At 70.3% G+C, this 13,007-nt stretch carries 11 protein-coding genes; 7 read left to right on the top strand and 4 right to left on the bottom strand.

What is annotated here, in order from left to right; all coding sequences use genetic code 11:
- Nucleotides 1-43 precede the first annotated feature (43 nt).
- From MU407_RS05145 to pflA, 3 genes are all read left to right on the top strand, one after another.
- Nucleotides 44-2,152, top strand: a complete 2,109-nt coding sequence (locus tag MU407_RS05145; protein WP_246955876.1) for a pyruvate formate lyase family protein — start codon at nt 44-46, stop codon at nt 2,150-2,152.
- Between the two features lie 79 nt (nt 2,153-2,231).
- Entirely contained in the window at nt 2,232-2,483 is a 252-nt protein-coding gene (gene grcA2, locus MU407_RS05140; RefSeq protein ID WP_246955874.1) for an autonomous glycyl radical cofactor GrcA2, read from the top strand.
- A gap of 99 nt (nt 2,484-2,582) precedes the next feature.
- Complete coding sequence (gene pflA, locus MU407_RS05135; protein WP_246955872.1) at nt 2,583-3,437, top strand: pyruvate formate-lyase-activating protein; 855 nt, start codon at nt 2,583-2,585, stop codon at nt 3,435-3,437.
- Nucleotides 3,438-3,490: 53 nt separating this feature from the next.
- Here the strand turns inward: pflA and MU407_RS05130 are convergent, their stop codons facing one another.
- The 3 genes from MU407_RS05130 to MU407_RS05120 all read right to left on the bottom strand — a co-directional run bounded on the left by MU407_RS05130 (nt 3,491) and on the right by MU407_RS05120 (nt 6,251).
- Complete coding sequence (locus MU407_RS05130) at nt 3,491-4,450, bottom strand: hypothetical protein (RefSeq protein WP_246955870.1); 960 nt, start codon at nt 4,448-4,450, stop codon at nt 3,491-3,493.
- 40 nt (nt 4,451-4,490) lie between these two features.
- Complete coding sequence (gene dapD, locus MU407_RS05125; protein WP_246955868.1) at nt 4,491-5,483, bottom strand: 2,3,4,5-tetrahydropyridine-2,6-dicarboxylate N-succinyltransferase; 993 nt, start codon at nt 5,481-5,483, stop codon at nt 4,491-4,493.
- Between the two features lie 93 nt (nt 5,484-5,576).
- Nucleotides 5,577-6,251 (bottom strand): helix-turn-helix domain-containing protein, encoded by a 675-nt coding sequence (locus MU407_RS05120; RefSeq protein WP_246955866.1) that lies wholly within the window; start codon nt 6,249-6,251, stop codon nt 5,577-5,579.
- 91 nt (nt 6,252-6,342) lie between these two features.
- Here MU407_RS05120 and MU407_RS05115 point away from each other — a divergent pair, with 91 nt between their 5' ends.
- The gene (locus MU407_RS05115; protein ID WP_246955864.1) at nt 6,343-7,671 is read left to right on the top strand and encodes an MFS transporter; all 1,329 of its coding nucleotides are present in this window, start codon (nt 6,343-6,345) and stop codon (nt 7,669-7,671) included.
- Between the two features lie 40 nt (nt 7,672-7,711).
- Here the strand turns inward: MU407_RS05115 and MU407_RS05110 are convergent, their stop codons facing one another.
- Complete coding sequence (locus tag MU407_RS05110; protein WP_246955862.1) at nt 7,712-8,638, bottom strand: hypothetical protein; 927 nt, start codon at nt 8,636-8,638, stop codon at nt 7,712-7,714.
- A 176-nt stretch (nt 8,639-8,814) separates the two neighbouring features.
- On the opposite strand from MU407_RS05110, the gene MU407_RS05105 reads away from it, so the two are divergent.
- From MU407_RS05105 to MU407_RS05095, 3 genes are all read left to right on the top strand, one after another.
- Nucleotides 8,815-10,593 (top strand): FAD/NAD(P)-binding protein, encoded by a 1,779-nt coding sequence (locus MU407_RS05105; RefSeq protein WP_246955860.1) that lies wholly within the window; start codon nt 8,815-8,817, stop codon nt 10,591-10,593.
- 91 nt (nt 10,594-10,684) lie between these two features.
- The gene (dapE, locus tag MU407_RS05100) at nt 10,685-11,788 is read left to right on the top strand and encodes a succinyl-diaminopimelate desuccinylase (RefSeq protein ID WP_246955858.1); all 1,104 of its coding nucleotides are present in this window, start codon (nt 10,685-10,687) and stop codon (nt 11,786-11,788) included.
- A gap of 279 nt (nt 11,789-12,067) precedes the next feature.
- Nucleotides 12,068-12,847 carry a TIGR00730 family Rossman fold protein gene (locus MU407_RS05095; RefSeq protein WP_246955856.1) on the top strand — a complete coding sequence of 260 codons (780 nt, stop codon included), beginning with the start codon at nt 12,068-12,070 and terminating at the stop codon, nt 12,845-12,847.
- Nucleotides 12,848-13,007: the final 160 nt, after the last annotated feature.

Raw genomic sequence — 13,007 nt, 5'->3', positions numbered from 1 at the left:
GGCTTCGATCCCGCCGGACCCTTCCGTATCGAGGAGGGACCCCATGACGACTGCCGCCACTGAACGCCCGGACACCGAAGCTGCGGGCCCTGACGCCTGGAAGGGCTTCGCGGCCGGCCCGTGGCAGGAGAAGATCGACGTCCGCGACTTCATCCAGCGCAACTACACCCCCTACGACGGCGACGCCAGCTTCCTGGCCGGCCCCACCGAGAAGACCCTGCGCGTGTGGGACCACCTGGAGAAGAACTACCTCTCCGAGGAGCGTCGCCGCCGCGTCTACGACGTGGACACCCATACCCCGGCCGATATCGACGCCTTCCCCGCCGGCTACATCAGCGAGGACGACGACGTGGTCGTGGGCCTGCAGACCGATGTGCCGCTCAAGCGCGCCATGATGCCCTTCGGCGGCTGGCGCATGGTCGAGACCGCCATCAAGGAGGCGGGCAAGGAGCCGGAGCCGGAGATCAAGAAGATCTTCACCCGCTACCGCAAGACCCACAACGACGGTGTCTTCGACATCTACACCCCGCGCATCCGCGCCGCCCGCTCCAGCCACATCATCACCGGCCTGCCGGACGCCTACGGCCGCGGTCGCATCATCGGCGACTACCGCCGCCTGGCCCTGTACGGCGCGGACTTCCTCATCGAGGAGAAGCAGCAGGCCAAGGACGCGGTGGCCGATCAGCCGTTCAGCGAGCACTGGGCTCGCTACCGCGAGGAGCACTCCGAGCAGATCAAGGCGCTCAAGAAGCTGGTGACCCTCGGTGAGCTCTACGGCCTGGATCTGAAGCGCCCGGCCGCCACCGCGCAGGAAGCCGTGCAGTGGACCTACATGGCTTACCTCGCCTCCGTGAAGAGCCAGGACGGCGCCGCGATGAGCATCGGTCGCCTGTCCGCGTTCTTCGACATCTACTTCGAGAGCGACCTGGCTGCCGGCACCATCACCGAGCAGGAGGCGCAGGAGATCATCGACGCGCTGGTCATCAAGCTGCGGATCGTGCGCTTCCTGCGCACCATCGACTATGACCAGATCTTCTCCGGCGACCCCTACTGGGCCACCTGGTCCGATGGCGGTATGGGCGAGGACGGGCGCAGCCAGGTCACCAAGACCTCGTTCCGGCTGCTGCAGACTCTGCGGAACCTGGGCCCCGCCCCGGAGCCGAACATCACCATCTTCTGGGATCCGGAGCTGCCCGAGGGCTACAAGGACTTCTGCTCTGCCATCTCCATCGAGACCAGCTCGGTGCAGTACGAGTCTGATAAGCAGATCCGTGACCGCTGGGGCGACGATGCCGCGATCGCCTGCTGCGTCTCGCCGATGAGGGTCGGCAAGCAGATGCAGTTCTTCGGCGCCCGCGTCAACGCTGCGAAGTCCCTGCTGTACGCCATCAACGGCGGCCGCGACGAGATGACCGGTAAGCAGGTCACCACCGGCCACACCCCGATCGAGGGCGACGGGCCGCTGGACTTCGACGAGGTCTGGGCCAAGTACGAGGAGATGCTGGACTGGGTGGTGGGCACCTACGTGGAGGCCCTGAACATCATCCACTACAGCCACGACAAGTACGCCTACGAGTCCATCGAGATGGCGCTGCACGACTCCGAGATCGTCCGCACCATGGGCTGCGGCATCGCGGGTCTGGCGATCGTGGCGGACTCCCTGTCGGCCATCAAGTACGCCACCGTCACCCCGGTGCGCGATGAGACCGGCCTGGTGGTGGACTACATCACCGAGGGCGACTTCCCCCGCTACGGCAACGACGATGACCGCGCCGACGACATCGCCGCGACGATCGTGCATACCGTGATGCAGAAGATCAACGCGATCCCGATGTACCGCGACGCGATCCCGACCCAGTCGGTGCTGACCATCACCTCGAACGTGGTGTACGGCAAGGCCACCGGCTCCTTCCCGTCGGGCCACGTGAAGGGCACCCCCTTCTCGCCGGGCGCGAACCCGGAGAACGGCGCCGACACCCACGGCATGGTCGCCTCCATGCTGAGCGTGGGCAAGCTGGACTACAACGACGCGCTGGACGGCATCTCGCTGACCAACACGATCACCCCGCAGGGCCTGGGCCGCAACAAGGAGGAGCAGGTCAAGAACCTCACGGGCATCCTGGACGCCGGCTTCATCATGGACGAGGACTGACCCCGTCCGGCCCCTGACCACCACTGACCGCCGAGGACGGCACCGTCCCCGGAAAACCGCACCACCGAAGGAGAACCACATGGCTACCAAGACGTTCGACGAGCGACTCGCCTCGATGAAGGCCAACCGCGAGAACAACAACATGGAGTCCGGGCTGTACCACGCGAACATCAACGTCCTGAACAAGGAGACGCTGCAGGACGCGATGGACAACCCGGAGAACTACCCGAACCTGACCGTGCGCGTGTCGGGCTACGCGGTGAACTTCGTGAAGCTCACCCGCGAGCAGCAGCTGGACGTGCTGAACCGCACCTTCCACCAGGGCGCCTGAGCGCCCGCGCCCGGTAGGGCGCATCTGACGCACGACGATCATTGATCACCGCAGGCGCCGGGCGGCATGGCCGCCCGGCGCTTCGGTCGAGGAGGAGATATGGGCGGAAGCATCGACCTGCGCCTGGCCACACCGATCGAGAACCGACGCACCGGCGCCGGCATCGAAGGCATGGCCGAAGCCGAGCTGGAGCGCTCGGAGCGCCTGGCCGCGATCCGTGGCGGGGAACTGGCCTCCATCCACTCCTGGGAGCTGGTCACCGCAGTGGACGGTCCCGGCACGCGCCTGACCGTGTTCTTCTCCGGCTGCCCGCTGCGCTGCGTGTACTGCCACAACCCCGACACCATGGAGATGCGCCGGGGTCAGGACGTCACGCTCAAGGAGATCGTACGCCGCATCAAGCGCTACCGGCGGGTGTTCGAGGCTTCCGGTGGCGGGATCACCCTCTCCGGCGGGGAGGTGCTCATGCAGCCCGCGTTCGCCAAGAACGTGCTGCGGGCGGCGAAGGAGTTGGGGGTGCACACCGCGATCGACACCTCTGGGTTCCTCGGCGCCGTGGCCACCGACTCCTTCCTCGACAACGTGGACCTGGTGCTGCTGGACGTGAAGTCGGGCAGCGAGGAGTCCTACAAGAAGCTCACGGGGCGGGCGCTGCAGCCCACCATCGACTTCGGCGACCGGCTGAACGCCAAGGGCGTGAAGATCTGGGTGCGTTTCGTGGTGGTGCCCGGCTGGACCGATGACGTGGAGAACGTCGAGAACATCGCCGACATCGTCTGCCGCTGGAGGGATGTGGTCGAGCGCGTGGAGGTCCTGCCGTTCCACAACATGGGCCAGGACAAGTGGGATGCGCTGGGCATGGACTACAAGCTCCGGGACGCCCAGCCGCCCAGCAAGGAGACGGTGGAGCGGGTGCGCGAGCAGTTCCGCGCCCGCGGCCTTGAGGTGCACTGACCTGCGCAGGAGAGGCGAGGGGCGCTGCGTCCTGGGAGTGCGCCTCGGGACGCTCAGCCCCCGCTGACCAGCACCACCACACGCTCCGGGGCGCCGCCGGCGACCTCGCCCCAGCGTTCGGCGTCGGCGCCGCGGGCGGCGCGCTCCCAGACTCGCCCGCGGTAGGACACCTGCACCACCGCATCCTCGGCCGCGCGGGCCACCGCCCAGTTGGCAAGCGCCCAGCCCAGGGCCTCATCGTCGCCCGGATCGAGCACGAGCGCGGTCGCTCCCGCGTGCGTCGGCACCTGCCCGGCCACGGCGCGGGCGGAATCCAGCGTCACGCCGATCCGTCCGGACTCGACCGCTCGCGGGAACTGGCGCACCAGCTGTTCGCGCACCGTCTCGGGGGAGGAGGTGCCGCGGGTCGGCCCGAGGGTGCACACGAGGTTCGGGCCGCTCTGCCCGGTCAGCGCGCTCGCATACAGCCGCCCCTCGGTCTCGTGATCCCGGTAGGCCTCGGGATGGCCGGAGCGCTGCACGCGCTGCGCCACATCGTTGATGTCGCCCTCGGCGTAGCCGGGGATCTGCTCGAGCGCGTCATAGAACGCGTTCGTGGAGTAGACGGGGTCCATGATCTGCTCGACGCTGCCCCAGCCCTGCGAGGGCCGCTGCTGGAACAGGCCCACCGAGTCACGGTCCCCGTAGTCGATGTTGCGCAGCTGCGACTCCTGGTACGCGGTCGCGAGCGCGATCGAGGCGGCGCGCGGCGGCAGCTGTCGGTCCACCGCGACCGCGCTGATCAGCGCCGCATTCGCCACCCGCTCGACGGTGTAGCGGTGGCTCGTCCCCAGGCCTGTCGCCACGCATGTGCCCTCACCGACGGGCGTGCCGTAGCGCTGCAGCGCCACATAGCTGCCCCCGGCGATACCGCCCAGCAGCAGCACGAGGACGAGCGGCATCACGAGATGGCGCAGCGGGGAGCGGCGGGTGATGCTGCGCGATCCGCGGCGCTGCCGCGCGCGTGCTGCCACCTCGTGCCGTCCCCGCTGTGCCGTGTTCGTGTGGGTCCGGTCAGTTCGCGTGCAGGTCGGCGTTCAGCGCGACGGTCTGCCCGGCGCGGGCCACGGCCTGCACCGCCCCGGTCAGGGAATGGCGGCGGAACAGCAGGTTCGACACGCCCGAGAGTTCGCTGGCCTTCACCACGCGGGACTCGCCGTCCTGTTCGCCCACCAGCTCAACCTTCGTGCCGGCGGTGACGTACAGCCCGGCCTCCACGACGCAGTCATCGCCCAGGGCGATGCCCACCCCGGCCTCGGCGCCCACCAGGGAGCGTCGGCCGATGGAGACCCGTTCGGTGCCGCCGCCGGAGAGGGTGCCCATGGTGGAGGCGCCGCCGCCGATGTCCGAGCCGTCCCCGACGATGACGCCCTGGGAGATGCGGCCCTCGATCATGGAGGTGCCGAGCGTCCCGGCGTTGAAGTTCACGAAGCCCTCATGCATGACGGTGGTGCCTTCGGCGAGGTGCGCGCCGAGCCGCACTCGGTCCGCATCGCCGATGCGCACCCCGGCCGGCATCACGTAGTCGACCATGCGCGGGAACTTGTCGACGCTCAGCACGGTGGGGGTGCGGCCCGCGGCGATCAGGCGCAGCCGTGTCTCCTCGAAACCAGCCACGGCGCAGGGGCCCTCGGAGGTCCACACTACGTTGGTGAGCTTCCCGAACAGCCCATCGAGGTTCTGGGCGTTGGGCCGGATGAGCCGATGGGAGAGCAGGTGCAGACGCAGGTAGGCGTCCTCAGCATCGGCCGGGGGAGCGGCCAGCTCGATCGCGCGCACCACGACCTCCTGGGTGGTGCCGCGCACCTCATCGGCGCGCGCGGCACCGCCGAGCTGGGCATGCAGCGGATGGGCCTCAGTCTCCGCGGGGGCCTCACCGAGCTGCGGCGCCGGGTACCAGACATCCAGGGTGGAGCCGTCGGCGGCGCGGGTGGCCAAGCCGATGCCCCAGGCGCGGGTGGGGGTCTTCGTGGCGTCGGGCGAGGTCGGGGTGCTCGAAGTCGTCATGGACCCGAGTCTACGGAGGGTGCGCTGGGGGAGTGCTGACGGCGCGATGCGGGGTGCGCCACGCGGCGCGTGGGCGGAGAGGGGCGAGGGCCGTCAGTCGCTGTGCGGGGCGGGGTGGTCCGGGGCGCTGGGGGAGTCTTCCGTGATCGCGAACAGAATACGGAAGTCCTGTGCGCAGCCCTCGGAGTCCGGATCACCGGGGAGATGCACGCCGTGCTCATCGCGGTTGAGTCGGTTCGCGTCCTTGATCGCCGCGGTGATCGTGGCGGTGAGCTCCTTCGCCTGCTGCGGGGACATGCGCAGATCCATGGCCAGCAGGGTGCCCTGCGAGGAGCTCCCCTCAGACGTCGCGGAGCTGTCCCGCAGCGTGGCGAGATGCCGCGTCCACGCGTTGCGGAACCAGTCAATGCCGGCCAGTGACGTCGCGGCGGAGGCGTCGAGATAGTCGCGGTCTCTTTCCCCGGGGTTGTTCGACGCGCGCTGTCCGTGCTCGAAGGAATGCTGGGCGAGCGTCCACACCCGGTCGCGCCGATCCCGCGCCGCCTCCGGCGCCTCCACGATCACGCCGCCGCGGGCAAGGATCCGCAGGTGGTAGCTCACGGAGTTCGCCGGGATGCCGAGATCCGCGGCGATGTCCGCGGCACGGGCGGTGCCGCGTCGGCCCACGCGCGTCATGATCTCCAGGCGCAGCGGGTGCGCGAGAGCGCGCAACTGATCACGGGAGGCATGGCGCGGCCCCATCGGGCGCGGGGTGTCATCGGAGGCCATGGACCCAGCGTAAACGCGAGGCGCCCATGTCTCATCAGACAGTGCGCAAGAACGATTGCGCAACAGATGCTGCGGGAGTACGGTCTCCGGTATGACCGACATCGCGGACAACCCCGCCACCCCCGCTCCGCCGCTACGCCGCAACCGTGAATACCTCGCCTGGGTGATCGGTGGGACGGCCCTCGATCTCGGGGCGGGCATCGGGATGTTCGCCTTCCCGCTCGTCGCCTTCGCCGTCACCGGCTCTCTGGCCGCAACGGGCATGGTGGGGCTCGTGCAGGGACTCGGCACGCTGGCGGCGATGATCCCGGGCGGCCTACTCGCCGACCGCTACGACCGACGGCGCCTGCGGCTGCTCGCCGCTGTCACCGGCATGGTGATGCAAGCCCTGCTCATCGTCGTGCTGCTGCAGTGCTGGGGGAGCTTGACGGTGCTCGCCACGATCGCTTTCGTCAATGCCGCGCGGGGGACCCTGCTCGGTTCGGCCTCGGACCCCATGCTCAAGCAGATCGTCACCCCCGAGCAGCTGCCCCGCGCCGTCTCCGTCAACGAGGGACGCGGCGCGGCCATCGAGATGGCAGCCGGACCTACGGGCGGTGCGCTGCTCGCGGTGAACATCGCCCTGCCCGCCCTCGCCCAGTTGCTGGGGAACCTCGGCTCGCTGCTCGCGACCTTCGCACTGCGCGGCGACTACCGGCCGCGCACCGCCGATGCGCCGCACCGCCGCGTGCGCGAAGAGCTCGGGGAAGCCTGGGCCTGGGTCCGCTCGCAGCCCATCCGCCTGCAGCTTATGGCCTGCGCGATGCTCGTGAACCTCGGCTCGAACGGGCTGCTGCTCGCGGTCACGCTGAACCTCGCCGATCAGGGCGTGCCGGCTGCGCGCATCGGCCTGCTGAACACGGTGCTGGCCGCGTCGATCCTCCTCGGTGCCCTCCTCGCGCCCTGGCTCGTCGTCCGGGTTCCCACTGGAATCCTGACTGCCGCGCCGCTGCTGCTGCTAGCCGTGCTCGGCGCGGTGATCCCGCTGCTGCCCTCGATGTGGTGGATCGCTGGGGCCTACGCCGTGATGGGCCTATGGCTGCCCGCCCTGAACGCCAGCAGCCAGGGCTTCTTCATGCATCTCACCCCGCGGGCGATGATGGGGCGCGTCGGCGCTTTCATGGGACTTGGGGCGATGGGCATGATGCCGCTCGCACCCGCGATCGCCGGCTGGGGCCTGGACCTCGTCGGAGCCCTGCCGACGATGCTCGTCTTCGCCGTGATCACCGCCGCCGGGGCCCTTGTGGTGCTGCTGGGCCGAGACCTGCGGCAGGTGCCGACCTCTCCGCGCTGGCAGGACTTCGCCCGTGAACGCGGGCTGCTCGCGGACGGCACCTCCGAGTCCGCCCCGTCGGAGGCCGATGCGCTGGAGCGCACCTGAGCCTGCCGCAGCGCCAATGCGCCGCGGCGCCCCTGCCGCCTCAGATCCCGTCGGAGTCCTCGACCGCCGGAGCCGCGCCGATCCACTGCGCGGCACGCGTCCGGCGAGCCATGGTCCAGAGCCTGTGTGCCCGCAGGTAAGACATCAGCACCGCGAGGATCAGCGCGAGCGCACCGCCGACCAGAGCCCAGATGCTCATCGGCACCATGTTCTGACCCTCGCGGGAGAGCAGCACGATGAGCAGCACCGACGCACCCGCCACGATGCTGATGACCCCGACGGCCACAAGCAGCGCCGGCCCTAGGCCCTGCGCGATCGCCGGCCCCAGGGACTCGCCCTGCAGCGGCCGCCGCAGCGGAAGACCGCGTCCCAGCTGCCCGGGGCGCGAGACTGCCCAGTCCAGCAGCTGCTTATCCCGCCGCCGCGTCGCCATACGGCCCACCGCGGCAGCTACGATCGCGGCGAAGATCCCCCCGCCGAGGTACCACAGCACCGCGAGACCGGCCGCGCTGCGGGGAGGAACAGCGAGCTCCAGCTCACGAAGCCCCATGATCACCAGGGCCAGCGCCACCAGCAGCAGCGCCGCCTCCAGCAGCCGCAGCGGAATCTGGCGTGCCGCCTTCTCGGCCGCGCGGGCGGATTCCAGCTCATCGGGCACGGGATCGGCCCCCTCCTCGAGCACCACGCGGCGCTCATCGGCCAGAGTGCGGGCGAAGTCCTCGGAGTCGTCGCGGGCGCGCAGGCCCTCCAGGTACCGCTGCCGCTGGTCAGCCGTCAGCCAGGCGGTCATCACCAGCGCATCCGCGTCCGCTCGTTCGCTGGGCAGCACGTCTTCGCGCACGGCCGCGCGGATCCGGGCGGCGCGGCCGCCCCAGGGCAGCAGGGCGCTGCCACGGTCGGTATCTGCGGCCTGGGGCGTGGTGTCCTGCAGCGGGTCGGGCGGCGAGGCGGCATCGGGGCTCGACATGCCCCGCATTCTCTCATCCGCGCTGCAGGCCCCACTCCTACGCCCCGCCCTATCGTCACCGCTTCGCACTTTTCCTGGCATGGTCGACGGGCGGATGCCTGGAAAAGTGCGAAGTGTGTGAGGGGGAGGGGACGCCGCGACCCATCCCTGCCCCCGCACCGCGGCATACTGGCCCGATGACCACCTCTGCCGCCGAGCTCGCCCGCACCGTCGTCGTCATCGGGGCCGGGCCCCGGGGCACCGCGGTGATCGAGCGCCTGGTGGCCGCCTCCCTCACCGATGCCTGGCAGGGGCAGGTCACGGTGCATCTGGTGGACCCGCAGGTGGGCCTCGGCGGGGCGGTCTGGCGCTCCGACCAGGACGAGGTGCTGTTGATGAACACCACCACCTGCCAAACCACCATGTACCCCGATGAGTCCTGCCGCTCGATCCTGCCGGTTCCGCGCCGCGACACTCTCGCCGATCACCTGGCCGCCGACGGTCTCGCCCCCACCGACTTCGCGCCGCGCGCCGCCCACGGCAGGTACCTCGCCGCCGTGCTCGAGACTGCCCGCGCCGACGCCGACCCCGTGCGGCTGCGCATCGTCACCCACGCCGCGGAGGCCGTGGACGTCATCGGCCCGGCCGATGGGCCGCAGCGTGTGAAGCTCGATGACGGCCGCACCCTGCGCGCCGACGCTGTGGCCCTTGCCCTTGGCCACCTGCCCACCACCCTCTCGCCCCGCTCCGCGCAGCTCGCCGAAGCGGCGGACCGCCACGGCCTGATCCACATCGGCCCCGCGAACCCCCTGGACGTGGACTATGCCTCCCTGCTGGGCCGCGAGCGCATCGCCGTGCAAGGCATGGGCCTGAACTTCTACGACGCCATCGGCATGCTCACCACCGTCGCCGGTGGTCGCTTCGAGCTCGCCCCCGAGGCTCCCTCCGGCCTGCGGTATCTCCCTGGCGGCGGGGAGCCGCATCTGCTCGTCGGCTCCCGCTCCGGCATGATCTATCGCCCCAAGCCCGATCTCGGCGACCGCATGCCCGCGCCGTACACCCCGCAGGTCCTCACCTCCGAACGCGTCCTCGAGCTGGCCGTGCGCCCCGCCGGGGTGGACCACGAGAAGGACGTCATGCCGCTGATGTTCGCCGAACTGCGGCGCGCCCTCGCCCAGGAGGGGCACCATGAATGGGCCGACGATGAGGCTCTCATTCGCGTGCTGTTCCCCTTCGGGCGCCGCGGCGGCGCGAGCCACGATGCGCACCGCCGCACCCGCGACGAACTGCGCGAGGCCCTGCACCGCGCCACCGTCCCGGATTCTGCCTGGCTGCTGGTCTATCGGGTGCTCATCGCCCTGCGCATCCAGGTCAACCGTCTGGTGGACCTCGGCGCGTACACCACCGAGTCGGTGCGTGCGGACATCGATGGACACTTGCGCAACGCCTTCGCCTCCTGGGCCTCCGGCCCGCCGGTGCTGCGGGTGCGCCAGCTGCTGGCCCTCGAGGAAGCGGGGCTGGTGACCTTCATCGGCCCGCGCATGCGCATCGAGCCCGATGACGCCTCCGGGCGCTTCGCGACCAGCGGCGCCGAAGGTCTGGTCGCGCTCGCCGACGGCGTGCTCGAAGCCCACCTGCCGGGCGTGGACCTCACCCACTGGCGCAGCCGTCTGATCAGCGCCTGGCGCGACCGCGGCGAGGTCCAGCGCGACTCCTGGGCCTCCCGCGGCAGCCGCAAGCGCGTGGCCACCGGGTCGATCGCCGTCGATGGTCTGTACGCACCGATCGGGGCCGACGGGACCGTGTACGAGCGGCGCCTGATGCTCGGCGTGCCCGTGACCACCGCCCAGCCTGGCTCTGCGATCACCGCGGAGCCCGGCACCGGCGCGCAACTGCTGCGCCACGCCGAGGCGGTCGCGCTGCGGCTCGCCCGCGCCGCTGGGGCGCTGCCCGAGGCGGGGCAGGCGGGGAGCTGACCGGGGGAGCGTGGGCCGCCGCGGTCACGCACCCACGCTGCCAGCCCCGTCGGCCGCGACGTCCCTGCCCGGCCGTGACAGGATGGCGGGCATGACCGCCACCGCCGCTCCCGTCCTGGACCCCCACGCCGATATCGTCGAGCTCACCGCCGCGATCGTGGACATCGAATCCGTGTCCGGGAATGAGAAGACCCTCGCCGATGCCGTCGAGCAGGCCCTGCGCACCCACGCCGGCCACCTGACCGTGATCCGCGACGGCGACACCGTGATCGCCCGCACCGACCGCGGCCTGCCGCAGCGAGTGCTGCTGGCCGGGCATCTGGACACCGTCCCGGTCGCGAACAACCTCCCCTCCACGCGGCGCACCCGGGAGGGGCGCGAGGAACTCGTGGGCCGCGGCACCTGCGATATGAAGGGCGGCGTCGCCGTACTGCTCAAACTCGCCGTGGAGGCCGACGCCGCCCCCATGGATCTCACCTGGATCTTCTACGACCACGAAGAGGTCGCCGCCGCGGACAATGCCCTCACCCGCATCGCCGCCGAGCACCCCGAGCACCTCGCAGCGGACTTCGCGATCCTCGGCGAGCCCACCAGCGCCGGGGTCGAGGGCGGCTGCAAGGGCACCATGAAGCTCGAGGTCACCGCCCGCGGCACCGCCGCGCACTCGGCCCGCGACTGGGTGGGGGACAACGCCATCCACCACCTGGCCCCCGTGCTCGAGCGCCTGGCCGCCTATGAGGCGCGCCGCGCCGTGATCGACGGGCTCGAATACCGCGAGTGCCTCAACGCCGTGTCGATCAGCGGCGGCATCGCCGGGAACGTCATCCCGGATCGTGCCGCGCTCACCGTGAACTACCGCTTCGCCCCCGACACCAGCCTGGAGCAGGCTGAAGCCCATGTGCGCGAACTGCTCGCGGACCTGGACGTCGACATCGAGGTGACCGATGCGGCCGCCGGTGCACTGCCCGGCCTCAGCGCCCCCGCCGCCCAGGACTTCCTCGCCGCCCTCGGCGAAGACGTTGCCGTCGAGGCCAAGCAGGGCTGGACCGACGTCGCACGGTTCTCGGCGCTCGGCACCCCCGCGGTGAACTTCGGCCCCGGAGACCCGCTGCTCGCCCACACCGATGACGAGCACGTGCCGCTCGCGGATCTTGAGACGGCGCTCGTCGGGCTGCGGCGGTTCCTGATCCGCTGAGCTTCTGCGCCGCTGAGCCATTGATCCGCTGAGTCGAGCCGTCGGCGCGCCCGGCAGGGCGGCCCGTCGGCCGTCGTGATGACAGCAGCCCCATTGCGCCATCGCGACAGCGGCCCCACGGTGCCATCGCAGCAGCGGCCCACTGCGACATTCGCCCCGCGGGAACATCGGCCCCACATGCATCATGTGCCCCGTATGCGTCATCGGCCCCGTTTGCGTCATCGGCCCCGTTTGCATCATGTGCCCCGTATGCGTATGGCGCCGTCTACGCTTTCGTCCATGACGTCGCAGAACCGAGATCACCATCGCAAGGGCCCTGTCACGCTGCGCGGCAAGCAGCGGCCCACCAGCACCACCGACCAGCGTCTGCTCGAGGAGCAGAGCTCCGGCGCCTGGGTGCACTCCGATCCTTGGCGGGTGCTGCGCATTCAGGCCGAGTTCGTCGAAGGCTTCGGTGCGCTCGCCGAGCTTGGGCCCGCGATTTCGATCTTCGGCTCCGCGCGCTTGCGCGAGGGCGATCCCATGTACGAGCTCACCGTCGAGATCGCCCGCGGCATCTCCGACATGGGCTACGCCGTCATCACCGGCGGCGGACCCGGCATTATGGAGGCCGGCAACCGCGGCGCCCAGGAGGCCGGGGGCACCAGCGTGGGTCTGGGTATCGAACTGCCGCATGAGCAGGGCCTGAACCAGTACGTGGACCTCGGCGTGGACTTCCGCTACTTCTTCGCCCGCAAGACCATGTTCGTCAAGTACTCCAGCGGCTTCATCATCATGCCCGGCGGCATGGGCACCCTCGATGAGCTGTTCGAGGCGCTGTGCCTTATGCAGACCCACAAGATCGATCTGTTTCCCGTGGTCCTGGTGGGCCGGGACTACTGGTCAGGCCTGGTGGAGTGGCTGCGCACCGCGGTCGTGGACGGCGGGATGATCAACCCCGAGGACATGGATCTGCTGCGTGTGGTGGACAGTGCCGAGGAGGCCATCTCCGTGCTGCACGAATTCGTCGAGCGCGAGGACTCACCCATCCAGCTGCCGGGACAGAACGGCGTCGCGTGACCGCCACCAGCCCGATCGTCCTGCTGCTGCTCCTGGTAGCGCTTGTGGTCGCTGCACTCATGATCGTCGTCTCCGCCGGACGCCGAGGGAGGGGTCTGGACCTGCCTGCACGGCCCCGACGCGCCCGACGGTCACCGCGTACTCCGCGAACCTGAGATAA

Origin of the sequence: Brachybacterium sp. Marseille-Q7125, from assembly GCF_023062615.1 — a bacterium.
In the GTDB taxonomy this organism is placed as follows: domain Bacteria; phylum Actinomycetota; class Actinomycetes; order Actinomycetales; family Dermabacteraceae; genus Brachybacterium.
The sequence above is the reverse complement of the archived record's forward strand: the minus strand, read 5'-3'. Positions and strand labels throughout refer to the sequence as shown.

What these genes read in the sequence shown, in the direction of transcription:
- MU407_RS05095 (WP_246955856.1), top strand. Translation starts at nt 12,068, where the DNA reads ATGACGTCGCAGAACCGAGATCACCATCGCAAGGGCCCTGTCACGCTG.
- MU407_RS05105 (WP_246955860.1), top strand. Translation starts at nt 8,815, where the DNA reads ATGACCACCTCTGCCGCCGAGCTCGCCCGCACCGTCGTCGTCATCGGG.
- MU407_RS05120 (WP_246955866.1), bottom strand. Translation starts at nt 6,251, where the DNA reads ATGGCCTCCGATGACACCCCGCGCCCGATGGGGCCGCGCCATGCCTCC.
- dapD (WP_246955868.1), bottom strand. Translation starts at nt 5,483, where the DNA reads ATGACGACTTCGAGCACCCCGACCTCGCCCGACGCCACGAAGACCCCC.
- grcA2 (WP_246955874.1), top strand. Translation starts at nt 2,232, where the DNA reads ATGGCTACCAAGACGTTCGACGAGCGACTCGCCTCGATGAAGGCCAAC.
- dapE (WP_246955858.1), top strand. Translation starts at nt 10,685, where the DNA reads ATGACCGCCACCGCCGCTCCCGTCCTGGACCCCCACGCCGATATCGTC.
- MU407_RS05115 (WP_246955864.1), top strand. Translation starts at nt 6,343, where the DNA reads ATGACCGACATCGCGGACAACCCCGCCACCCCCGCTCCGCCGCTACGC.
- pflA (WP_246955872.1), top strand. Translation starts at nt 2,583, where the DNA reads ATGGGCGGAAGCATCGACCTGCGCCTGGCCACACCGATCGAGAACCGA.
- MU407_RS05110 (WP_246955862.1), bottom strand. Translation starts at nt 8,638, where the DNA reads ATGTCGAGCCCCGATGCCGCCTCGCCGCCCGACCCGCTGCAGGACACC.
- MU407_RS05145 (WP_246955876.1), top strand. Translation starts at nt 44, where the DNA reads ATGACGACTGCCGCCACTGAACGCCCGGACACCGAAGCTGCGGGCCCT.